A 24313-nucleotide genomic window follows, 5' to 3' on the forward strand; every position below is an offset into this window, starting at 1 on the left:
GACACGACCCATGCCGTCATTCGCGGCTATGGCGTCAACAATGATGGCGCGGACAAGGTGGGCTACACCGCACCCAGCGTTTCGGGACAGGGCCGACGCCATTGCGGCAGCCCTTGCAAGTGCCGGCATCGACCCCGAGAGCATCGGCTATGTGGAATGCCACGGCACTGCCACGCCGCTCGGCGATCCCATCGAGTTCAACGGCCTGATGAACGCTTTTGGCGGCGATTGCGCTGAAGGCCGCTGCGCGCTCGGCTCCGTGAAAGGCAATATCGGCCATCTGGACGCCGCTGCAGGCGTCACGGGTCTCATCAAGGCGGCACTCGTGGTGCGCGACGGCGAGATTCCGCCGGTGGCGAATTTCGTATCGCCCAACCCGCATATGACGCTCGACGGCAGTCCGTTCCGTGTCCCCACAAAACTCCAATCGTGGATGGCAGAGGGTGCAAGGCGTCGCGCCGGTGTCAGCTCGTTCGGCGTCGGCGGCACCAATGTTCATGTGGTGCTCGAACAGGCGCCCGACAGAATTGCTGCTTTGGAAGAGGTGCAAGACAAACCGCTCATCCTTCCGCTTTCTGCGCGCAACGAGGCGACCCTCGCCGCGATGCACAAGAATTTGGCCGAAGCGCTGCGCGAGAGCACAGAGCCGCTTGCCACCGTGGCGCACACGCTGCAGCAGGGGCGGCACGCTTTTTCGCACCGAACGGCGGTGGTCGCCCGCACGCGCGATGAAGCGATTGCCGCGCTTGAAGCAGAACGCCCGATCAGCGGCGAGGCAGCACAGGATGCTCCCCCGGTGATCTTCATGTTTCCCGGACAGGGCGCGCAGCATGTGGGCATGGGCGGCGCGCTTTATGAGACCGAACCGGACTTTGCCGAATGGATCGACAAGGGTGCTGATTTCCTTGAGCCTCTGATCGGCCGCGATATTCGCGATTTCATTCGATTGCCAGATGGCGACGCGCCAAAAGAGCTTTGCGAAGCACTGCGCGACACGCAGATCGCCCAGCCCGCCCTCTTTCTCGTCGAATACGCGACGGCAAAACTCTGGATGAGCCGGGGCCTCATGCCTGAAGCCATGATCGGCCACAGCGTTGGCGAGTTCGTTGCCGCCACGCTTTCAGGCACGATGCGCTTCGAAGACGGACTCAGGCTGGTGGCCGCGCGCGGACGGCTGATGCAGAGCCAGCCCAGGGGAGCCATGGTCTCGGTGCGGGCGGACGCCGAAACCGCAGCAAAGCATCTTTGCGACGGGGTGGAGATCGCAGCCCTCAACGCACCGGAGCTCAGCGTCATCTCCGGCATGTTCGAGGCGATGGACAAGACCTGCGCGGCGCTTGATGCGGCGGGCATCGCCTATAGCCGGCTGCACACCTCGCACGCCTTCCATTCGGCCATGATGGATGCGGCTGCCAGGGCGCTCGAGGAAGAGACGGCAAAGGTCGAATACGGTTCATCCAGCATTCCCTACATCTCCTGCGTAAGCGGTGACTGGCAGACGGACGCACAGGGCGCTTCGCCCGCCTATTGGGCGCGCCACTGCCGCGATGCGGTGCGCTTTGCCGATGGCATCAAGACCGTCGCGCGCGACCGCAGGCCCGTCTTCATCGAGGTCGGCCCCGGCCGCACGCTTTCTGTCTTCACCGCGCAGACGCTGAAGCGCGATGACATCGCCGCCATTATCCAGTCCCTGCCCGAACACGACCGCGCATCCTTTGGTGAAGAAGTCTTTGCCGAAGCCCATGCGCGGTCGTGGATCGCCGGCTGCGGGCTCGACTGGCCGACCCTGCCACAGACGGTTCAGCGGAAAATCCCGCTGCCGACCTATCCCTTCCAGCGCCAGTTGCACTGGATCGACGCACCGACGCCGGAGAACCGGGCGCATGCGGCTCTTCCCAATCCGCTGCCCGGAACGCCGGTACAGGCAATCTCGACAGACGGAATGAGCCCAATGAATGCTGCACCCTCGACAATCGACCGGCGCGCCACGCTGGAACGCGCCCTGACCGCCCTGCTCTCTGAGCTTTCAGGCGAAGACCTGCCAGACGATGCAGCGGGAGCGACCTTTCTGGAGCTAGGCTTCGATTCCCTCTTCATTGGCCAGTTCGCGCAGAAGGTGGAGAAGGAATACAGGATCAAGCTCTCCTTCCGCGAACTGCTCGGCAACATTCCGACCGTTCATGAACTGGCGCGACACCTCGACACCGAACTGCCGGCGGACGCCGTGCAGGCGGTGTCTCCCCCTCCGGTGGCTCAGGTCCCCCCCACGCCGGACGTCGCGTCTGCTGCGCCATCTTCAGTGGCGAATGGAACCCCACAGGCACCTCATGGGCTCGAGGCGCTTTTCCAGTCCCAATTGCAGATGGCGCAGCAACTTTTTGCGCAGCAATTTGCGGCAATACAGTCGCTCGGGAGTTCAAACCCGATGGCAGCGCCACCGGCCGCACCGCAGGCTTCCTCCGTATCGGCACCCACGCCAGCCCCGGGAGCCAGCAGCAGCGACAGCGAAATCGGTGGCGGGCGCATCCGGTTGTTCAAACCGGGCGTGCAGACCGGTGAACAGGAACTCACAAAGGAAAATCGCGCCTTCATCAATGATCTGGTTGCCCGCTATTGCGAGAAGAACGCGCGGTCCAAAGCGTTCACGCAGGAGCACCGGCCGCAGCTGGCCGATCCGCGCGCGGCCTCCGGCTTTCGCGCCGACTGGAAGGAACTGGTATTTCCGATAGTCTCCGATCGCTCGAAGGGATCGCGCATCTGGGATATCGATGGCAATGAATATATCGATCTCGTGAACGGCATGGGGCAAACCGCCTTCGGCCACGCCCCCGATTTCGTGGTCGAGGCGATCCGCGCCCAGACCGACAGGGGCTTCGCAATCGGCCCGCAGACACCGCTCGCCGGCGAGGTGGCGGACCTGATCAGCGAACTGACCGGGCACAGCCGCGTCACCTTCTGCAACACCGGATCGGAAGCCGTGATGGCCGCCATGCGGGTTGCGCGCACGGTGACGGGCCGCGACCGCATCGTCGTTTTCGGCAATGACTATCACGGCCAGTTCGACGAGGTTCTGGTCAAGGGCCACAACCGTGCGGGACAGCATCGCACCTTGCCCATTGCCGCCGGCATTCCGGCAGGCTCCCTGTCGAACATCACGGTTCTGCCCTATGGCGCGCCAGAGAGCCTCGATTGGATCCGCGCCAATGCGGACGATCTTGCGGCCGTCATCATCGAGCCGGTGCAAAGCCGCCATCCGGAGCTGCAGCCGGTCGAATTCGTGCGTGCGCTGCGCGCACTCGCAACGGAACGCGATTTCGCACTGGTCTTCGACGAGGTGGTGACGGGCTTCCGCGTCGACCCCGGCGGCATGCAGGCCGTGTGGGGCATACGCGGCGACCTCGCCACCTATGGCAAGGTGCTGGGCGGCGGAATGCCGATCGGTGTTCTGGCCGGGGACAGCCGTTACATGGATGCGCTCGACGGCGGGCTCTGGGATTACGGCGACGACAGCGTTCCCATGGTCGCGCCCACGTTCTTTGCGGGTACGTTCGTGCGCCATCCCGTGGTGCTGGCGGCGACGCGTGCCGTGCTTGAGCACATCAAGGGTGAAGGCCGCGCACTCTATGACCGGGTGGCCACCCGCACGGAAGCGCTCGTCACGGAGTTGAACGGCCAGCTTTCGGATCGCGGGCTCGCGACGCAGATCCACGGCTACAAGAGCTGGTTCGTGACAGATTTCAGCAGTGCCGATCCGCTCGGCGCGCTGTTTTACCCCTATGCGCGGATGCAGGGCCTGCATGTCCAGGACGGCTATCCCTGTTTCCTGACGACCGCGCATTCGGAAGAGGACTTTTCGCGCATTGCAACGGTCTTCGGCGAGACGCTCGACGCACTTCAGCGGTCCGGAATTCTGATCGCGGGGGAAGATCGGACTGATCGGCCTGCTGCAAGACCCGCACAAGAAGCTCCGCTGACCGAGGCGCAGAAGGAAATCTGGCTTGCGGCCCAGGCCGGTAACGAAGCCTCCTGCTCCTTCAACGAATCCTTCAATCTCAAGCTCGATGGCGCGCTGGACGAAGCTGCATTCCGCAAGGCGTTCGATCTTGTCGTTGCGCGACACGATGCGCTTCACATCCGTTTTGCACGCACAGGGGAGCATTTCGAGGTGATGCCCGACTTCCGCATCGACATGCCGATGACGGAGGTTTCGGATAGCGAAGCACTGGCAAAGATCGTCGAGCGCGAAGCGCGCACCCCGTTCGATCTCGTCAATGGCCCGCTGGTGCGCGCAGAACTTGTGCGGCTGTCAGACGACCGGCACGTGCTTTTACTCACGGCCCATCACATCGTTTGCGATGGCTGGTCGGCGAACGTTCTGATCGAAGAGCTGGCAACGGCCTATAGAGCGCTCGCGCAGGGTGAAACGCCTGACCTGCCACCGGCACTGGCTTTCTCGAGCTATGCGCAGACGCGCGCAAGCCGGGCTAAGGACGATGAAGAGACGGAGCGGTTCTGGCTCTCGCAATTCGAGACCGTGCCGGACCTGCCGGACATGCCAACCGACCGGCCGCGCCCAGAACAGCGCAGCTTTGCCGGCGGGACCGTCACCGCTTATATCGACAGCCATGTCTACAGGCGGCTTAAAAAGGCCGGGGCGAAGAACGGCGCGACGCTGTTTTCCACGCTGCTCGCAGCCATGCAGGTGATGATCGCGCGGCTTTCAGGCAGCGACGACATCGTGATCGCCGTGCCTTCGGCAGGCCAGAGCCTGCTTGATGACGAAACGCTGGTCGGCCATTGCGTCAATCTTCTGCCCCTGCGGCAGACGCTCAACGATAAACGCTCCTTCGCCGAGCATTTGAAGGACACGCAGCAACTGGTTCTTCAGGCTTTCGAGCATCAGGACTTCACCTATGGAACGCTGGTGCGGAAGCTTGGCCTGAAGCGCGATCCCAGCCGCCTGCCCCTGACCGAAATCCAGTTCAATCTGGAGCGGGTGACGAAGGGAATGGATTTTGGCGGGCTTGCCGCCGAGGTGACACCCAATCCGAAAGCATTTTCGAATTTCGACATGTTCGCCAACATGATCGAAAGCGAGGACGGCATTCGCATCGATGTCGACTACAATGGCGACGTGTTCGATCCGGAAACCATCGAACGCTGGCTCGGCCATTTCGCTACGCTGGTTGAGGCGCTGGCAGAAGATATGTCCAAACCCATCGAGCGCCTGCCCCTCATGTCTCAGGACGAGATGGACTGGCTTGCCTATGGGCTAAACCAGACGCAGGCGGCCTATGACGATGAGCGCTTTGCCTTCGAGCTGTTTGGCGATCGCGCGGCGGAGACGCCCGACGCCATCGCCGCCACTCATGGCGAGGAAAGCATCACCTATGGAGAACTCGATGCGCGAAGCTGGCAAATGGCACGCCTGCTCCAGGAAAAGCTGCTCGTCCCCGGCTGCCGTGTCGCGGTAGCGCTCGACCGCTCGATCGACATGCTGGTGACGCTGCTGGCGATCATGAAGGCCGACCACATCTATGTGCCGCTTGATCCGGACCATCCCGAAGCGCGGCTGCGGCAGACTATGGAGGCGGCCAAAATCTCCGCCGTGATCTGCAAGAGTGACAGGATTGCGGACCTTGCCGGTGAAGACGTTCTGCCGATCCGGCTCGATCACGAGCGGGAGGTGATCGCCGCCGGGGATGCGACACCGCTGGAAGAGCGGGTTCATGGCACGCGGTCTACGGCCTACATCATTTTCACATCAGGCTCGACGGGTGTGCCCAAGGGCGTGGAGGTCCCGCACAACGCACTCGTCAACTTCCTCACTTCCATGGCGAAGGAACCCGGTTTTGCGGCGGACGACACGCTGCTTGCCGTCACCACCATTTCCTTCGACATCGCCGCGCTGGAACTCTACCTGCCACTGATCTGCGGCGGGCGTGTGGTGATCGCCGACCGGATCGAGGTGCAGGACGGGTTCCGGCTTGTGAAGCGCCTTGAGGACTGTGGTGCAACCGTTTTGCAGGCAACGCCGACGCTCTGGCAGATGCTTGTCGAAGCGGGGCTTGGCGAAAGAAAGACGCTCAAGATGCTGTGCGGCGGCGAACCGCTAGCCGCAACGCTGGCGCGGAGCCTCTGCGCACTGGGCGGGGAATTGTGGAACATGTACGGACCGACCGAGACCACGATCTGGTCATCGGTCGCGCGGATCGACGATCCGGATGCGCCGATCACCATCGGCCAGCCCATCGCCAACACCCAGCTCTACATTCTGGACGCGCGCAACCGGCTTGCGCCCGTGGGCGTGACGGGCGAACTGAACATTGGCGGCGACGGGCTGGCAACCGGCTATTTCAACAATGCCGAACAGACGCAGGCCGCTTTCCGCAATGTGTCGATTGGCGGTGTCCCACAGCGGCTCTACAAGACGGGCGATGTCGGACGGCGCCTGGCTGATGGCTCGCTACAGCTTCTGGGCCGGCGCGACAACCAGATCAAGCTGCGCGGTTTCCGTATCGAGCTCGGCGACATTGAGGCGGTCATTTCGAATGCCGAGGGCGTGCGCCAGTGCGCCGTGGTCGCCCCCGTGAACCGCAATGGCGACCGGCAGCTGGTGTGTCACACCGTGCCGGACGATCCCGCGAGCCCGCCTGCCGCACAGGCGCTCAGCGCGCATGCGAAGGCGCATCTCCCCGGCCACATGGTGCCCGCCTTCTGGGTCGATGCCGAAGCGCTGCCCCAGACGGCCAATGGCAAGCTCGACCGCAAGACGCTCGAAAAGCAGGGCATCCCGCGCCAAGAGGCAGCCATCATCCGCACCGCGCCGCGCACACCGATGGAGGAGCAGCTTTCCGCCATCTGGCGCGATGTGCTCAACATTCCCGAAATCGGCGTGGAGGAAAACATCTACGCGCTGGGGGCGGATTCGCTCAGCATCTTCCGCATCGCAGCCCGGATGATCGATGCCGGCCTGCCGCTGGAGGCGCGGCATCTGCTGCAGCATCCCACCATCGGGGAACTGGCGCTGATCGCCGATGAGGCCGATGGCGAGACCGCGAACGGGATCAAGCCGCATGTGCCTTCGCTGAAAGATTTTCGTCATGGCGCGCGCCGCCGCATGGAGGCACACGGATGAGCGACATCGAACACAGGTCGCGGGCACTCGCCGCGAGCGACATCATCGGCGAATTTCCCTGCACGCAGACGCAGATGCGCTGCTGGTTCCTGGATCGCCTGAACCCGGGAAATCCCGCGCTCAACGTTGCCGTGCGTTGGGAAATTCGCGGGAGTTTCAGAACCGAAAGTATCGAAGAGGCTTTCCGGCAGATCATCCAGCGACACGAAATCCTGCGCACGCGTTTTGTCGAGACGGATGGGAAACCCATGCAGCAGGTGGTGCGCGGGGTCGAGTTCCGCATGCCGGTCATCGACCTGCGCCACGTGCCGAAAGACCAGCGCGAGGCGCGCATCCAGTCGATCAGCAGGGAGACGGCGGCAGCACCCTTCGACCTCAGTCAACCGGGGCTCTTCCGCGTCACGCTCCTGATGGTGGAGAACAGGCGCGGCTTCATACTCATCACCGCGCATCAGAGCTGTTTCGACGGCTGGTCGATCCGCGTTCTGGGGCGCGAAGTGGGGGAGCTCGCAGCGGCCATCGACGCGAAACGCGCGCCGCACCTGCCGGAGCTGGCGCTGCAATATGGCGATTTCGCGCTGTGGCAGGAAGAATACCGCAACAGTTACGGCTTCGAGGCGGAGAAGACCTACTGGCGCGAGCAGTTGCGCGATGCGCCCTATTTCGAGATCAGACCCGACCGGCCGCGCGGCCGCGTGAAAACCAGCCGCGGCGAGATCCTTTCCGCCGCGCTGCCGCTGGAATTTGGCGAGCGGATCGAGGCTGCGGCGCGGGCGCATCATGTTTCGCTTTTCAGCTACGGCGCGGCGGTCATCAGCGCAGCGCTGCACCACTATACGGGCGAACGCGAAGTGCTGTTCGGGACGCAGATCGCAGGGCGTGACGACGTGGATCTGGAGAACCTGATCGGCGTTTTCATCAACAATCTCGTTCTGCGTTTCGATATCGGTGAGGAACTGAGCTTCGCCGACCATCTCTCAAGGGTCAGCGCTACCGTGGGGGCGGCGCTCAACCACCAGAAGATGCCGTTCAACAATCTTGTCGAGCTGATCAACCCGGTGCGGGACCCTGCCCGCAATCCGCTCGTCTCGGTGAACTTCAACCAGCAAAAGGCCTTTCTGGAAGACACGCGCTATGGCGATTTCGAGCTGATCAGCGCCCCGTCGCAATCGCCGGGCGTGATCTATGATCTCAACTTCATCATGATCGGCCGACCGACCGGCTGGCGCATGTCGGTGGAATACAATACCGATCTCTTCGACGAAGCGACCGCGCGGGAACTGCTCGATCTCTGGCAGAAAGCCTATGCCTTAGCGCTTGACGATCCGCAGGCGAAGATCGGCGCGATGGCGGGGCCGGTTCGTGCCGGCACATTGCCGAAGGAAGCGCAGCCAAAGCCGGCATCGCGGCTGGAAGCGCTGCTTCGCGCGCACCCGGATGTCGCCGATGTCGCCATCCGACAGGATGAACCGTCTAGTCCGCCCCACGCCTTCGTGGTGCCGAGTGCAGGGCTCATGGTGCCGCTCGAGACCCTTCCGGCGCTGCTGAACGCCTATCTGGCCGAACGGCTGCCGAAGGATGATCTGCCATCCGTTATCAACGTTCTTCTTTCCCTGCCAGAACGGATGAACGACACACTCGAATTGCCGGCCATGTCGCCGGACGACAACGATGTTTCGGTAAAAAATCCGGCACCTTCGACAGACAGGCAGGTGGAGCTTGGCCGGATATGGGCGCGCGTGCTTGACGTGCCGCGGGTGGATGCAAACGACGACTTTTTTGCACTGGGCGGACATTCGCTTCTGGCTCTCAGAATGTTCTCCGGCGTGCGCGAGGCCTTCGGAGTACAGCCTGATCTCGCCCTCCTCTTCAGGGAGCCGACGCTCTCGGGATTCGCATCGGCGATCTTCGGCACACAGCCCGAACCCGTCACAGAACCGGCGGAAGAACCGGAGGCTCCGTCGCCGGTCACCGTCGACTGGGAAACGACGATCTACCGGCAGGGCAGCGGAGATTGCGCGGTCTATACGCTCAACCACCCCTTCCTCTATTACCGGATGGCGAAATCGCTTCCCGGCCATGCCTCCGTCGTCAATCTTCACATGTTCAATGCGAGGATCGATGAAGAAACCGAAGGCTTCTCGCTGGAAAAGATCGCCGGCGACGCAGTGGATGCGATGCAGCTCGGCGATACGCCCAAAACGGTTGCGCTGGTGGGGCTTTGCGTCAACGGCATCCTGGCCGCCGAGATGACCCGCCAGTTGCGGGCCCGGGGTCATGATGTGAGTTTTGTCGCGCTGATCGACAGCTGGGCGCCCGGTTATGTGCGTTCGCAACCGGCCATGACCCGCTGGCGCTGGAACACCGAGAAACGCGTAAAGCGGCTTCTCTACTTTTCCGGTAAGCTTCTGCGCGGGCGGATGCCGCTGATAACCTATCTGAAGGAGTTCAGCCTTTCGCTCAGGCTCATCGAGCGCTTTGCGCCTTCCCGTGCCATGAGCGAAGAAGAAGAAACGACCGAAGCGGTTACCCGGTATCTCGTTCGTGCGGCCCGGCGCTACAGTCCGCGCGCGCTTTCCGGCGAAACCGTTCTCTTCTTCCGCAGCCAGGCCACACACCGGCGTGCAAGGCGGCTTTTGTTCGGGTGGCGTGGTTTCGTGCCGGATGAATCGCCGGTTTTTGATCTCAGCGGCTGGCACGAGGATTCGCTCAGCGAAATGGGGATCGACAAGCTTTCATCTGTGCTGGGCGAGCGTCTTGAACTGGGAGGCTCCGCTGACCGCCGTTCCTAAAATGCATGGAAAGCAGGCGAAGGTGGCGGCGCCCCTGCGCATCGGCATCATGCGCGAGGCAGGACAGCCTTTTGAAAACTGGGAGCTTCAACTCATCGAGCGGCTGCTTGCGGACCGCCGTTTCCGGCTTGTCGCGTTTCTCGATACTTCGAAACCGGCTGGCGCAAAGGCCAACATGCTCACCAGAATGGTGGCACGATTTGACGGTGCGCTATTTGCGCGTCAGTCGGGCTATAGCGCAAAGCGGTTCGAGCGCGCGCGAAAAGCCATACTCAATATCCCGCTGGCCAATGCTGTCGCGAATGGAGACCGGCACGGACCGCAACTCGACATCATCCTTCGCCACCGCAATGCAGATTTGCCTGAGGCAATTCTTAATGCTCTCCCGCTCGGCGTCTGGTCGCTCAGCCATGTTTTCACGCAGTCGGGCTCGGCGAGTTGGGACGGCATCGCCGATATGGCGGCCGGTGCTCCGACTAGCCAGCTCTCGCTTTTTCTGGAAACGGCACGGCACCCGGAAAGGCGCGTCATCGCGCAGGCCGAATTCAATGTGAAATTCAGTGCGGCGCGCAATGCCGCCTTCATCAAGGAAAAGTCGGTTCTGCTTTTAATGCGTGAACTCAGACGCGTCGCGGATACCGGCAAACTGCCAAAGCCGCTCAAAGCCCCCGATGCCGTCCAGGCGCTCAGGGCCGCCCGGCATTTTCAGGACAGGCCGCTATGCAGCGGCACTCACAAAAAACATAGCGCAGCGCGCGCTCAAGACCATGCGGCGTGCCTCTCATCAGGAAACCGCCGTCTGGACGCTTTTCAGCGGGCGCGGCGCCATTGACGATTTCGAGCCCAGCGAAGCCATCGAGATCCCGCCGACGGACACGGCCATCAGGGCCGATCCCTTCCTTTTTCACCATGAGGGGCGGACCTATCTATTCTACGAGAACTATGGACTGGGCGATACCAAAGCGCACATCGCCGTGGGCGAAATCACCCGCAGCGGCTTTGAACCCATCGGCATAGCGCTGGGTGGCAGCGAACACCTCTCGTTTCCCTTCGTTTTCCGCGAGGGGGACGAGATTTTCCTCATGCCGGAGACGCATCAGAGGAAGCGCATCGAAATCTGGCGCGCGGTGAGTTTTCCGTTGATCTGGGAGCCCTATTCCCGGGCCTTTGAAGGATGGTCGACCGCCGACAGCACGCTTTTCAAACATCGCGGTCAGTGGTGGCTTTTCACCAATCTTTCAGAACATCATGCGTTCGAGGACCACTGCTCCGCGCTATACGCGTTCCAGGTCGACGGACCGGAATTGAAACGGATCGTTCCCCATCGGCGGAATCCCATTGTTGTGGGCAGCGCCACGGCACGCAATGCCGGCCGCATCTTCTCACGCCATCGCCGGCTTTACCGACCGGCGCAGTACAATGCGCACGGCATCTATGGCTACGGTCTCAACATCATGAAGATCGAACAACTGGACCTTGATGATTATCGGGAAACATGTGTGCGCCGCATCCTGCCCGATTTCAAACCGGGCCTGACCGGCTGCCATCATTTCGATGCGAGCGGCTCACGCTATATTCTGGATGCGCGGCTCAACGCCTGATGACGTTCGATCCGTGCTGCGGGCCGCCAGGCCCCGCGCCTTTCTCGCCGGGCAGGCTGAAGCGTGCCGCCGCGATAGTTCAGCGAAACGGCATTTCCGGCCGTCAGCGCCGCGACCGCGCCGACATAGCCACGCGGCAGGGTGAGGTTGAGAAACTGCCACTGGGCCGGCGCATCGTCCACGCCATCGAGCCGCAGCAGTCGCGGCTCACCGACGGGATCGATGGTGACATCAAAGGATTCAAGCGGCAGCGAAAGCCCCGCTCCATGCGCCTTCACGAACGCTTCCTTGCGTGTCCAGCAGCGGAAAAACGCTCCAAGATAATCCTGCGCCGGCACCACCTTCAGCGCTTCGTTCTCAGCCCCGGAGAAAAAGTGCTCTGCGAGATTTTCCCGGAACGGAAGAACGCGCTCGATGTCTATGCCGAGCTGATAGCGGTCGGAAACGGCGAGAACCGCCGTCGGGCCGCTGTGACTGAGATTGAAATGAAGCGGCGGTTCACCGCGCCCGGCAAGCCGGGGTTTGCCAAAGGCATTGTATGAAAAAGCGAGACGGTTTGCCGCGACGTCGAGATAGGATCCGAGGATCGCACGCAACCGCCCCCTCCCGGCGATGAAACGCAGCCGGTGCTGCTCATGCACGAAGCGAGAGGCGCGTGCGAACTCCGCCTCGCTGAGAGCCGAGACGAGCGGCGGCAGCGCCTCCAGGGGAACATCGAGTGACCACTGCCAGACATCGATCGTGCCGGCACCGACGCTTGCGGGTTTAAGCTGCATACGAGAACCGCCTTTCAAGCACACTCCGGCCTGCCATGCGGCGGGCGAGATAGGCCATGAGCGCCGTGGGGTAATTTTCTCCAAGACTGATGCGGCAGGTGCGCTTCAGAATATCCAGCGAGCGGGCGCACATCTCGGGCCCGTATTCCACATCCGCCGACGCCCAGCCAAAAGGGTTCATCGCCGGATGGAATGCCCTCTTTTCCAGGATCGGAGTCCAGTGGGTACACACATGGCGACTTGAATCGAAAACCCGATGGACGCCCCGCCGGTTTTGCGCGGCAAAAGCCTTCGCCTCGCCTTCCGTCTCAAAGAGCAAATGAAGGCCGACGGCGTTTTGCGGGTCATTGTGCGGTCCAAGACGGAAGGCGTCGCTGCCCGACAGAATGTGCGACATGACCCGATGCCGCCTGCGCATGCGGCGCAGCATGGGATCGAGCTTTCCAAGCTGCACGTTGAGCATCGCACCCTGGATCTGGCTTGCCTTGAAGTTCACGCCGAAAAAGCTCGGCTCGTTATAGTTGTCGAGATGCCCGCGAAAGAGTTCGCCCACATCGTGATACATGCGCGCACGGGCAAAATACCGGTCGCTCCGGGAGGCCACAGCACCGCCCTCGCCGATGTTCATGTTCTTGAACTGGTTGAAGCTGAAAGCGCCAATGTCGCCGATCGTGCCGACGCGCTGTCCCCGATAGCTCACGCCCACCGCCTGGCAGGCATCCTCGATCACCACGAGGCCGTTCTGGCGGGCAAGTGCCGTGATCGCCGCCATGTCGCAGACCATGTTGGCCATGTGCACCGGCAGAATGGCTCGAGTGCGCTGGGTGATCTTGCGCGCGATGTCTTCGGGATCCATGGTCAGCGTTTCGTCGATATCGACGATGACGGGAACAGCTCCCACCGCGAGCACCGAGGCGGCCGTTGCGATCCATGTATAGGCCGGCACGAGCACCTCGTCGCCGGGTCCCACGCCGGCGGAAGCCAGAGCACTGATCAACGCGCCAGTGCCGCTGCTGACCGTCAGCACATGCCTGACACCGAATTTTTCGGAAAAAGCCCTTTCGAACCGGTCGAGCGGCCCCTCGCCGGGACCGCCATATCGGGCAAGACGCCCCGAGGCGATGACCCCGCCGATGGCCAGCCACTCGCGCAAACCAACTTTTGCCATGGTGTTTTCCCGCTTGGCCGACGGGCGAGCCACGCCCGCGGCGCCCCAATTGTCCCTGAAGCGTATGCCCGGGACATGGGGTTTTCAAATAATCCAATAATGTAGCGGCGAAGCGTTTCGCCCTACCCGGCAATGGCCAAAACCCTTAGCAAGCTGCCCCTTCTATGCAATTTGGATGAGTTCGGTCGGGCGCGCGATTTTGATAGCCTCTTGCGGGGTCTTCACCGTGCAGCGAACCCATTTTTCGCAACTGACACGCTGTTCTGATGACCCGCTCAGGGGGCAGTGTGTCCATTCTAGATTTGCGCAGCATGCCATCCGGCACACGGTTTGACGCCGATCTCGCCCTCGTGGGGGCGGGTCCGGCCGGACTGACGCTCGCACGCGAATTCGCCGATACACGTCTCAAGATTCTTCTGATCGAAAGCGGCGGCATGGAGTTTGATCCCGAAATCCAGCTCCTCAATCAGGTCGAGAATATCGGCGAACCGGACACGCGGGACACCATGCCCCTTCAACGAGGCTACACGGGCGAACTCGCCTGGCTCAACGACATTCCCCCCTTCGAGCTTCGCAACCGGATGGTCGGCGGCAGCACACACACCTGGGTCGGCAAATGCGCCGCATTCGACGAGATCGACTTCGACGCCCGCAAATGGGTTCCCGATTCCGGCTGGCCGCTGCAGCGGCGCGATCTGGCGGATGTGCTCGACCGGGCGGCAAACCTGCTCAATCTCGGTCCCAACATCTACGACAAGGCACTTTACCGGAGGCTGAAATCGCCACCGGCGGATATCGATCTCAACGACAACCTGCTGCGCACTTTCTTCTGGCAATTCAGCCACAGGCCCAGGAGCAGCAAGCCCTTGCGGTTTTCGGAGCTCGCAGCAAAGCTTTCGGCCGACAACATCGACATTCTCACGCATGCGACCGTTACCGGCATTGGACTATGTGAAAGCGGGAGGAAGGCGGAAACACTCGATGTCAGAAGCCTTTCCGGGGTGGACGCCTTGATACGGGCACCGGTGATCGTGCTGTGTGGTGGCGGTATTGAAAATGCGCGCATGCTCCTTGCATCCACGAATGTGGCCACACAGGGCATCGGCAACGATCATGATTGCGTGGGCCGTTACCTTGCCGACCATCCACGAACCGTGATCGCCCGTTTTGGAAAAGACACGCTGCAGGATGTGACCGCGCATTTCGGCTTTTACGGACTCAGTCACAACCATCGCACGCATTTTTATCTGCGCGGGCTGGCGCTCGGCCCGCGTCTGCAGTCACGCGAGGGCCTGCTCAACTGCGCCACCTATCCCGTGCAGGAGCTTGCTCCAGGCGATCCATGGCTGGCCCTGAAGCGTTTTTATGCCGGCGACCGGCCGTTCCGGCTTGAGGATCTGAAGACTGCGCTTGCATCACCTGCTGGACTGGCGGCCGGCCTGCACCGCCGGCTGATCATGAAACGGGGACTGCCGCGCCAGCTCAGCGAGCTGCGCTTCGACGCCATGACCGAACAGAGGCCCGACCGCGACAGCCGCATTACGCTCTCATCGTCGCATGACCGTCTGGGTGTGCCGCTGGCCCGCGTGGACTGGAGGATAGGCTGGGCGGAAGCCGCCAGTCTCGCGCGGCTCGCCGAGCTCATCTCGGCCGAGTTCTGGCGGATCGGCCTGCCACAGCCCCAACTCGAACCCTGGGTCCTGGATGAAGATTTCGCGAACGCCCCTTTCAGTGACATGGCCCACCCGGCCTGCACCACGCGCATGGGCGAGAACCCGAAGACGAGCGTTGTCGATCCAAACGCCCGGATACATGGTGTCGAGGGTCTTTACGTGGCGGGCAGCTCGGTTTTTCCCACGTCCGGCCACGCAAATCCGACGCTGATGATCATCGCCATGACGCTGCGGCTTGCCGACCATCTCAAGACGCGCCTTCTTGCGTGAAAACATTTCGGTTCATAGCCCGGATTTCAGCCAGCCTGTCCATTTCCAGCTTGCATAGAGAACGCTCAGATAGATGGTGGCCCCCACCAGCACCTGCATCGCCATTTGCGAATAGGGCGGCAGACGGGTCTCGGCTGGCCAGTGGGCAAGCAACGAAACGCCAACGAACATCACCGCTGCCGCAAGCGCAATCAGCCCGCTATTGGCAGTGATGCGTGGCCAGTCGAGCTTGCCGTAACGGGACTGGAACCAGATGGCGAGTATGCCCGCAAACCCTGCCGCCACGCACTGCCCGACGGCTGCGTAGACGAGGCCGAACGGTGCCAGAACCACCATCATGCCGATGGAGGCAATGCTGATCATGAGCGAGAGTGGCCAAAGGCGCCTCACCTCGCCGCGAACCGAAAGCAGCGGTTCGGTGACATACCCCTGGAAGGACAGGAGCTGGCGCACGGCGAGGATTTTCACGATCAACGCCACGGGTGCCCAGGTGGCGCCAAGCGCGATGTCGACCAGATTGGGTGCCACGAGGATGAGTCCGACATAGACGGGCGCTGCAACGGCGAAAAGAACCGGCAGGAAAAGGTTGCCGGCCCGGCTGACCGGGTCTCCTCTTCGCGCGTTGTCCGACTGGCCTGCGGCGCGGCGGAAGATCACCCAGGCGAGCATGCGCGCCGGCTCGCCAACCAGTTCGGAAAAAGCCGCGACGATGCGCTCCGCAGCCCGGTAATATCCCGCATCCGCAAGGCTGAGCAGCGCGCCGACCGCCAGCGTGCCCGAATAGGACCGTCCGAAAACGATGAAGCGGACGCTGACGATGTAGCGCGCAAAATGGAGCACCTCGCCCAGCAACTGACGGCCTGGCCATGCGGGCGCGATCCAGCCGATCACGATTGCCCCTCCGGCCACGGCCAAAAAATGCGTGACAAGGCGCCCCACCACGAGCGCGACAATGTTCCAGCCGGCCCAGAGACCGATCAGCGTCACCACAAGACCGGCGGCCTCGGCAGCCATCCGGATGATCGCCTGCCTGTCGAGCAGGTTTCGATGCACCAGCGTGCCGTCATAAACGGTGTTCAGCGCCGCGGGGATGAACCAGAGTGAAAACAGGAGAAAAAGCCAGGTCTGCCACGCGGAAAACCAGAGCGCCCCGATGATCAGGGAGACCGAAAAGCCGGCAAGGGTGAAGCCACAGCCACTCACGAGTGCGATGGTGGCCAGTTGCGGCAGGTGTTGCTCGCCGTGATCGGCGCGCATGATGTACTCCGCCCAGCCGCCTTCGCTCACCACCACGAACAGGAAGGCAATGGCGGACACGAATGCGAAGAAGCCGAATTCTTCCGGCGTCAGCACACGGGCAGCGGCAATGAAGGCTGCCAGTTGCGCAATCTGGGTAAGAAGCCGCGCGAGCATGACCCACATCCCGCCGCCAAGCACGGAGGAGAAGGAGAGACCGAGCAGGCTCTTCGATTGTGTATCAGCCTGCGGCTGTTTGTGATCCGGTTTCACCCTCCATTCCCCCGCCTGCTATTCACCTGGGCCCGCGCATCCGCTACGGTCTGCCCGAGAGTGCCGATGATTCGGTGTCCCTGACGAAAAGAGATACGGATATGCAATCGCATTGATTTCGTGTCCGTTTCAGCTGCGGCTTCCTTCGGGATCAAGGTCGCCGGGATCAAGGTCGCCAGGGTCGAGGTCGCCGGTATTGTGTTTCTGCGTACGGTTTCCAGCGTTGGTGCACAGCGACAGGCAAAGAGCTGACAGTGCGGAACGTGACGAAAGAAAACCGGCTTAACCAGAGCCCCGCTTCCCGGCCTTTCAAGGCCATCGGGACCAGGATTGCCACCCGATGGCTGGTTGTCATTCTTTGCCTTGTCGTCTGGCTTGCCGTTCTTTGCCTGTTTGTACTTTGATGCACGGCGCTCCGGCACCATTCGCACCCTCTCAGCACCCATTGTGTTCGAATAGAAAAACCCCGACCGTGCGCCATACGATCTTGAGATCGAGCCAGATGTTGCGGTTCTCGCAGTAGTGGACATCGAGCTGAACGCGTTCGGCGTAAGAAGTGTCGTTGCGACCCGACACCTGCCAAAGGCCGGTAATGCCGGGCTTCATCAACAGATAGTCGTGAATGCGCTCCCCATACCGCACCACCTCCTCCTCCACGATGGGGCGCGGGCCGACGACACTCATGTCTCCCTTCAGAACGTTCAGGAATTGCGGCAGTTCATCGAGGCTCGACACACGCAGGAACCGGCCGATCGGATTGATGCGCGGATCGTCGCGCAGTTTCTGGCATGCGCGCCATTCCTGCAGAAGGACGGGATTCTTCTCCAGCAGTTCCTTGAGCAATCGGTCTGCATCGCGTCGCATGGTGCGGAATTTCAGACAGTCGAACACCCTCCCGTCGCGCCCGATCCGCTTCTGCCGAAAAAGGATCGGGCGTCCATCGCTTATCAGGATACCGAGCGATATGAGAATGATGGCCGGCAGGAGAAAAATCAGGACCAGAATGCTGAACACGATGTCGAAGCCGCGCTTGAGGGTGAAATAGGCGCGGAACTGCCTCGTTTTCCGCAGCTCCAGTCCCTGCTTTACGGAATCATCGAATGCGTACAGCATGAACCCGCCCCTGGGTGTTTTGAATTGCCTCGCCGCCGTTCATTATAAGGTTGCCGCACATGCTGGATATAACTCCAAGGGGGTAATGGCCGAGGCAATTCAGATGCAATCCACCAGCCAATCGAGCCATCTCTAAACCCGCTACTTGATCCCTCTAATCGGCATCATTTGTCTTGCCGTCCAACTGCCCAAAAGGATTAGCTGCCCGTGATCGATCCTGCCGTGGAAACGCCGCGATCAGGCGCTGCCCGACTCTCTGCGACACGACCGGCTTTCCCATGCAGATGCGTGGGAAGACACGCTCCAGTCTCGCGGGTCAGGCTTTCAAGAACCCGCGCATAAAGGTTCAGCATCGCGACATTCCAGCTTTCAGCGGTGTTGGACAGATGCGGTGCGCAGCGATACGCGGCAGCACTCATTTCCGCGACCATCCGGTCATCGTCCGCGAGCTGGCGAAGCCTCGCCGCCAGCGCTTCGATACCGGCCGTTGGAAAGGTCAATGCCGCACCTGCTGCCTTCAGTTCCCGACCGAGCAGCGCATGCTCGGGAAGCACGACCGGGATGCCGCTTCCCACTGCCTCCAGCGCCGCCAGACCAAAGGGTTCTGGAACACGTGAAGAGATGACCACGCATCGCGCGCAGGCCAGCAGACGGGCAAGCGCGGCCCTGTCGCACCAGCCATGCAGCACCACTTCCCGATACCGTTCCTGAAGGAGGGTCCGTCCTGCTCCCTCCCCGACGACATGAAGAGGAACTCCGGCAAGTCGGGCTGCAAGGGCTGCGTCTTCGAACCCCTTCTCCGGCTCCAGACGGCCGACGAAGAAGAAGTCCTGCATGGCCTGCGGTTGGGCCCGGCTTCTCAGAAACGGCTCGACCGGATTGCGTATGGTCACCATGCGGCTCTCATCGATGCCGGCCTTGCGAAAAAAACCGCGCATCTCTTCGTGAACGAGGACAATGTTTGCCGCAATGCGCTGCAATGAGAAAAAGCGCTGCATGAGTAGATGCCGGGCGGACCGCCACGTTTTCTGGGAAAAGCCACGCTTGTCGCATTGGGTTATCAGACAGGCGGTGGACATGGGCGACAGGGCGCAGATCGAAGCCCGCGGATAATTGACGAACCCGCCGTTTGGACACGCCAGAAAATAATCATGCGCGTGAAGGATCACGCGCTCGCGCACCGGAAGAAGTGCGCGGAAGACCGACGGAGAGAGGATCTTCGACCATCCATGCAGATGGTAGATGGTTGTGGGCCGGTCGTTTTCGGCAATCCATGCACGCAGCGTCGAGAAAGCCTCGCGGTTGTACAGACCTCCGACAAGCGCAGATAGCCGCCCGCGTTCGACAAGCGGGCTGCCGCCGAGATGGATCGTGTCGGGCTGCACCGGGTCTGCTGCCCGATCGCCCGCAAAAAAGGTCACCGGCACCCCCGCCTCCTGCAGCCAGCGTCGCGAAAGACATGCCAGACCGGACGCGCCGCCAACCTCCGAAGACCGGTCATTGATGATGACGACACGCCCCGGACGCATAAGGCCCCCTCCTATTCCAGAACGTTGACGTTTTGCGGGGCCAGGCGGCCACGCATCAGATCGCCGACGGCTCGGATGTTTCCAACAAGACGCCCTCTGCGGTCCACCCACGGCTCCGGATAGAGTGCCCTGAGCGCGTTGGCGGCAAGGTTGCGTGCGATCTGGGGCGCAGCCTGCCCGGGACTCATGGTCCTTTTGCGCATGAGATAGAAGGGATTGGCGATCTGCGAGTAGCCGAGCCTTACACCCGAAGTGCGCCCGGTCTTGGTGCCAAGATGCACGCCATGCAGTCGCGGTGATCGCACGATGCGCCCGTGCCGGGCGATCTGGCGGCTGAAATCCACGTCCTCCAGCCAGCCATACAACGGAAGGTTTTCATCGAACCGCAAACCGTAACCGCGCACGGTCGACATGCGAACGGCCATGTTGCATCCGTAGGCATTGTAGATCGAGCGTTCCTTTTCCTGCCTGTTCCCGGGGGGCCGGATCGGCCGAGGTCCGTTTTCCAAGGTATTGCAGCCCCTCATCCAGCGGGATGCCTGGCCCCAGAATACCGTCTGCATCCACGACACCCGTGGTCATCACCACCTCGGGATGGCGCTCAAACAGGTCCGCCATCTCTGCAAGATAGGAGGGTGCAGCGAGAAAATCGTCGTCGAGGAACAGAAGAATGTCGGTCTGTTCCGTGCAATCGAGGATGCGGTTTCTCTGGCGGCACAATCCCTTTTCCGAGAGAACCACCCTCGTACGGCCTTCCAGCCCTCCCAGCGCAGCGCAATCGACATCACTCACGTCTGCCGCGCAGATGACAACCTCATCAGGCAGGCGCGACTGCCGCGTGAGATGTGGAAGAACCGAGCGGAGGATCGCCCGCCGGCCAGTCGTGGCGATGCCGACAGCCACACGCGTTTTCGCCAGTGCAAAACTCGTGCGTTCACATCGCATGATATCCTCCCCGTCCGGGCAGGGCGTTTGAGCGCGGACGCCACCACCGGCCGGTCCTGCGCTTGTTGAACACCACGCCCAGAATTCCCACCCGGGACTTTCCAAAAGTGGCAAGGGCGCCAGCAAGCCATTCCACGGTCATCTTTCGCCGGGTGCCGAGGATGAGCAGGATGCCATCCACATAGGCGCTGGCGGCCCGCGCGTCGGCGGAACTGGCGAAAGCAGACAGATCGACAATGACCGCGTCATGGTCCTGTCGCAGAGCTTCCAACTGGCTCTTCAGCGCGGGAAGGTGCCCGAACCGGTGTCCGGGATGTGCAGCCTTGCGGATCTGTTCCACCGTGAGGACAGGCAGAACCGGCGCGTCCTCGACGGAGACCTTCTTGCCGGATTTGCCTTTGACGTCCGGCTCTTCCTCACCATGGCCATCGCTGCGATGAATCCGCAAACCCGCCGAAGTCCCCGATTTCGCGGCCTGAAGGCTGAGATAAGGTCTTGCAAAGCTTGCATCGACCAGCACCACCCGAAACCCTTCATTTGCATAAAGCTGCCCCAGATTGGCCGCTATGGTGCTTTTGCCCTCTCCGCTGCCCACGGACGTCACTCCGATAACGATGGGCCCACCTGCAGGAAAGACCGCATCGATCGAACTCTTGGCACCTCTCAGTGCTTCGGAAAATCCCGAATATGGCGCATCCAGCACAAAGCGAAGAGCATCCTTGCCAGCGGCAGACTGAAACCGCGTGAAGGGCACGTAACCGAGTGTGGGCAGGCCGAGCTCCCTGCCAAGACGCTCTCCCGAACTGATGCGCCTGTCGAGCACGTCGCGCAGTCCCGCCAGCCCGAGACCGCCGGCGAAACCCAGCATCAGTGACATCGGAATGATCAGCGTGGTCTTTGGCCAGATCTTCGACAGCGGCGGAGTGGCGGCTGCAACCATCCGCGCATCGCCGATGGGGAACGACTGTTTCTGCAGGGTGCTGATCAGCTGCTGCAGGACACTTTCATACATGCGCCGGTAGGTCGCCGCCCGGCTTTCCAGTTCCGTCAGCTGCACGCGTGCGAGATTTTTTTCCGTCACACTGCCCTTGATGACATCGAGCTGTTCCCGAAGCAGTTTTTCGCGCGCTCGGGCGGTGTCGAGATTCGATCGGTAGACACCCTGAATCCGCACGAGTTCGGAATTGATCTGCGCTTCGAGGCGGGCGATCTCGGCCCGGGCGGCACGTGTCGGTTCACTCGTGGCGCCATACCGTGTCATGAGGGTCTCAAGCCGCGCCCGCGCCACACCCAGATCACTTCTCAACCGGTTGATTTCCGTGTTGCTCAGCGCCTCACTCACATAACTGTCAGGCAGCTCTCCGGCCAGAATGCGATTGATTGTCGCCAGCCGGGCTGCCTCACCCGCGATTGCAGCCTGGGCGGAAAGCAGCTGGCTGCTGATCTCCGTGAGCTGCTGCTGATCGATACCGGATGTGCCAACCTGAGCGATGTCGTTGCGGCTTCTGTATTCCTCGACGCCGAGAGCGGCCTCCTGTGCCTGCTGTCCGATTTCGACCAGGCGATCCTCGATCCATTGCGCACCCCGCGCGATGATCTGCGCCTTCGCATCAAGGCTCGACTGCATATAGGTGTGGGCAATGGCATTGGCTGCCCGGGCCGCCTTGTCGGGATCGATGGAGGTGTAGCCGATTTCCAGCACATAGGACTGCCCCACGCGCCGCACGGAAACCCGGCCCAGAAACCCGGCCATGGTGCGCCGCATAATGTCTTCGGCATCCGGCGCCGGGGCACTGGCTGCATCGTCACTGGACATTGTCTCGAAGAGCGAGAGCCCGGCTGACACGGCGTTGCGCAGTGTCGAGCGCCACGACGTGCTGTTCTGGATCTCGGGATCCTCGGTCAGGTTCAGCTGTTGGATCACCGAACGGGCGATGGCCTCCGACTTGACGATTTCAACCTCGCTCGCAATCTCTGCGGTCTCGATGATGATCGTGCCGGTCGAGACATCCTGAGAGGCGATGCGTGCCTGTTCGCGATCGATCACGATGCGTGCGATCGAGGTGTAGAGGGGCTGGGTTCTGGATATGTAGAGCGCGCCAAGCGCTCCGCCTGCTGCCGAACAGAAAGCGAGGATAAAGAAATGCCGGCGCAAAAAGGCCCATATGTCTCGGAAAGAGATGTAGTCCGCCTGCTGACCACTGTCCTGCGGAGCCCTGTCTGCCCCCGACAGCTTTCTGATTTCCTGCACCACCATGTCCTGCCCCACCCATTCTCGCTCTTGTCTGCCGCCGCACTGCGCAGGCGAGCCCGGCTATCGTGCCCGTGCCTGCCGCGCCCCGGTTCCAGCGGCCGCCTGCGGCGCTGCCGCCCGCCGCAAATCCAGCTGCACTTCCAGTACGTCGCCGGGCCGGAGCGGTGTCGTCTCGGAGATGTCCGCCCCTCCTTCACGTGATCCCTCGCGGAGAATGTCGAAACGCAGGGGCTGCTGTTCGAACGCCCGCTCGCCACGGCGAAGGAGCGACGCACCGGTTGCCTGAAGAAGCTGCTCCGTCACGCTGCGGCGCAGCTCCAGATCATCGATTTCCAGATTGACCTTCTGCAGCTCCGTGCCGATTTCCGTTCGCCGCGCGCCTTCAAGGCTGAGCGCGTCGCGCTCCGTCTCGCTCAGGCGCTGCTGTGCCCGCATGGAAGCGACCGCAAGATCCAGACGGCTGGACTGCAGATCGGCCACGATGCGCTCAAGCCCGGTTTCGCGTGATTTCGTGACCGTGCCTTTCTTGACCAGCTGGGCGACAGTCTTGAGCTCTTCCTCGGCAATCCCGATCTGCCGGTCCTGGGCAATCATCTTCTCGCCCAGTATTCTGATCTCCTCACGAAAGAGCATGCCCAGCTCTTCCAGAGCCTTGCTCTGGCGCTGAAAGGCATTTCGCCGCGCTTCGAAAATCGCCTGCTCGTCGCGAACGAACTGGGCTGCGTGCCCCGCCAGCGGACGCCCTGCGAGGGCCGCCTCGAAATCCACTTTCGCATTGTCGAGCAGTTCCGCATCGAGCCGCGCACGCCGCGTCGCCAGTTGCAGAAGTTGCAGGTCAATGCGGCCAATCTCGCCGGCGTAGCGGATCTGCTCGAGTTCGGAATATCCGCCAGCCAGGTCGGTTCGGCGTACCCGGCCACCGGCCATGGCCAGTGCCTGCATGACCGTCAGGCCCGGCCTGAACTCGAATTCTCCCGGCCGCTCAACGCTGCCGGTCACGAATATGGAGGGATAGCGGACGACCTCCACCGTGGTTGCAGGGGGGGCGAGAAGTCCGGTTTTGCGCTGCAGGGCCTGCGAAATCTGCTGCGCCAGATCCAAGGCCGTCTGCTTCCGGGTCTGCACCGGGCCGACCAGCGGGAGCGCGACCGTACCGGCCGGGGAGATGACATACTCTCCATTGAGTGCAGTCCATTCCCGATACTCACCCTGCGCCTCCATCCACTCGACCACCGAGATCCGGAGACGCGTCTGCGGAAGCAGGAGAAACTCGTCGGCGGCACGGGCCGTTCCGGGCCCGGGGAGCACGAACAGAAAGGCGAGTACCGTCACGAGTCCGGTGAGACTGCACGCCTGCCCGACGCGGCCCGTTGCAGCATGATTGATCCTGTCGCCTGTCATCCCGCCCATTCCGTGGGTTCATCGGATTGCTGGAAGGTTGGTTTTCTTCCGCCCCCCGATCATCGGGCGAAACGACGCCGGGTAAATTCGGTTGAACTGCTTTGCAGCTAATTCCTTTCGGGTAATGGCACTAAGCCGATTGGG

At 62.0% G+C, this 24313-nt stretch carries 15 protein-coding genes; 6 read left to right on the forward strand and 9 right to left on the reverse strand.

The features are described 5' to 3' along the window. Positions 1–40: 40 nt before the first annotated feature. The 4 genes from AB2N04_RS16415 to AB2N04_RS16430 are packed head-to-tail and all read left to right on the forward strand — an operon-like array spanning position 41 to position 11531. On the forward strand, positions 41–7138 hold the full coding sequence (locus AB2N04_RS16415; RefSeq protein WP_367715595.1) for an amino acid adenylation domain-containing protein: 7098 nt from the start codon (positions 41–43) through the stop codon (positions 7136–7138). Next, positions 7135–9930: a condensation domain-containing protein gene (locus AB2N04_RS16420; protein ID WP_367715597.1), complete on the forward strand. Its 2796-nt coding sequence runs from the start codon at positions 7135–7137 to the stop codon at positions 9928–9930. The genes AB2N04_RS16415 and AB2N04_RS16420 overlap by 4 nt, the downstream gene beginning before the upstream one ends. Positions 9931–9952: 22 nt before the next feature. Next, positions 9953–10762, forward strand: coding sequence for a hypothetical protein (locus AB2N04_RS16425; protein ID WP_367715599.1), 810 nt, complete (start codon positions 9953–9955; stop codon positions 10760–10762). Beyond that, positions 10698–11531 carry a hypothetical protein gene (locus AB2N04_RS16430; protein ID WP_367715601.1) on the forward strand — a complete coding sequence of 278 codons (834 nt, stop codon included), beginning with the start codon at positions 10698–10700 and terminating at the stop codon, positions 11529–11531. Before AB2N04_RS16425 ends, AB2N04_RS16430 begins: the two co-directional genes overlap by 65 nt. Here AB2N04_RS16430 and AB2N04_RS16435 read toward each other — a convergent pair. Together AB2N04_RS16435 and AB2N04_RS16440 are read right to left on the reverse strand one after the other, a co-directional pair. Then, the gene (locus tag AB2N04_RS16435; RefSeq protein WP_367715603.1) at positions 11501–12307 is read right to left on the reverse strand and encodes a 4'-phosphopantetheinyl transferase superfamily protein; all 807 of its coding nucleotides are present in this window, start codon (positions 12305–12307) and stop codon (positions 11501–11503) included. The genes AB2N04_RS16430 and AB2N04_RS16435 overlap by 31 nt on opposite strands. After that, complete coding sequence (locus tag AB2N04_RS16440) at positions 12297–13475, reverse strand: DegT/DnrJ/EryC1/StrS family aminotransferase (protein ID WP_367715605.1); 1179 nt, start codon at positions 13473–13475, stop codon at positions 12297–12299. The genes AB2N04_RS16435 and AB2N04_RS16440 overlap by 11 nt, the downstream gene beginning before the upstream one ends. 287 nt (positions 13476–13762) lie before the next feature. On the opposite strand from AB2N04_RS16440, the gene AB2N04_RS16445 reads away from it, so the two are divergent. Further along, positions 13763–15418: a GMC oxidoreductase gene (locus AB2N04_RS16445; protein WP_367715607.1), complete on the forward strand. Its 1656-nt coding sequence runs from the start codon at positions 13763–13765 to the stop codon at positions 15416–15418. Between the two features lie 12 nt (positions 15419–15430). On the opposite strand, the gene AB2N04_RS16450 is transcribed toward AB2N04_RS16445, so the two are convergent. Continuing rightward, positions 15431–16927 (reverse strand): oligosaccharide flippase family protein, encoded by a 1497-nt coding sequence (locus tag AB2N04_RS16450; protein ID WP_367715608.1) that lies wholly within the window; start codon positions 16925–16927, stop codon positions 15431–15433. Positions 16928–17047: 120 nt separating this feature from the next. Between AB2N04_RS16450 and AB2N04_RS16455 the strand changes: the two genes are divergently transcribed. Next, complete coding sequence (locus tag AB2N04_RS16455; RefSeq protein WP_367715609.1) at positions 17048–17179, forward strand: hypothetical protein; 132 nt, start codon at positions 17048–17050, stop codon at positions 17177–17179. A gap of 183 nt (positions 17180–17362) precedes the next feature. Here AB2N04_RS16455 and AB2N04_RS16460 read toward each other — a convergent pair whose 3' ends face one another. The 6 genes from AB2N04_RS16460 to AB2N04_RS16485 all read right to left on the reverse strand — a co-directional run bounded on the left by AB2N04_RS16460 (position 17363) and on the right by AB2N04_RS16485 (position 24169). Continuing rightward, positions 17363–18040, reverse strand: a complete 678-nt coding sequence (locus tag AB2N04_RS16460; RefSeq protein WP_367715610.1) for a sugar transferase — start codon at positions 18038–18040, stop codon at positions 17363–17365. Between the two features lie 197 nt (positions 18041–18237). After that, positions 18238–19569 carry a glycosyltransferase family 4 protein gene (locus tag AB2N04_RS16465; protein ID WP_367715612.1) on the reverse strand — a complete coding sequence of 444 codons (1332 nt, stop codon included), beginning with the start codon at positions 19567–19569 and terminating at the stop codon, positions 18238–18240. Between the two features lie 11 nt (positions 19570–19580). After that, positions 19581–19994 carry a glycosyltransferase family 2 protein gene (locus tag AB2N04_RS16470; RefSeq protein ID WP_367715613.1) on the reverse strand — a complete coding sequence of 138 codons (414 nt, stop codon included), beginning with the start codon at positions 19992–19994 and terminating at the stop codon, positions 19581–19583. Beyond that, entirely contained in the window at positions 19945–20514 is a 570-nt protein-coding gene (locus AB2N04_RS16475; RefSeq protein WP_367715615.1) for a glycosyltransferase family 2 protein, read from the reverse strand. Before AB2N04_RS16475 ends, AB2N04_RS16470 begins: the two co-directional genes overlap by 50 nt. Further along, positions 20504–22771: a GumC family protein gene (locus AB2N04_RS16480; RefSeq protein ID WP_367715616.1), complete on the reverse strand. Its 2268-nt coding sequence runs from the start codon at positions 22769–22771 to the stop codon at positions 20504–20506. Before AB2N04_RS16480 ends, AB2N04_RS16475 begins: the two co-directional genes overlap by 11 nt. Before the next feature lie 57 nt (positions 22772–22828). Next, positions 22829–24169, reverse strand: a complete 1341-nt coding sequence (locus AB2N04_RS16485; RefSeq protein WP_367715618.1) for a polysaccharide biosynthesis/export family protein — start codon at positions 24167–24169, stop codon at positions 22829–22831. Between the last annotated feature and the right edge of the window lie 144 nt (positions 24170–24313).

The sequence above is a fragment of the Nitratireductor sp. GISD-1A_MAKvit genome, assembly GCF_040819555.1.
Lineage (GTDB): Bacteria > Pseudomonadota > Alphaproteobacteria > Rhizobiales > Rhizobiaceae > Nitratireductor.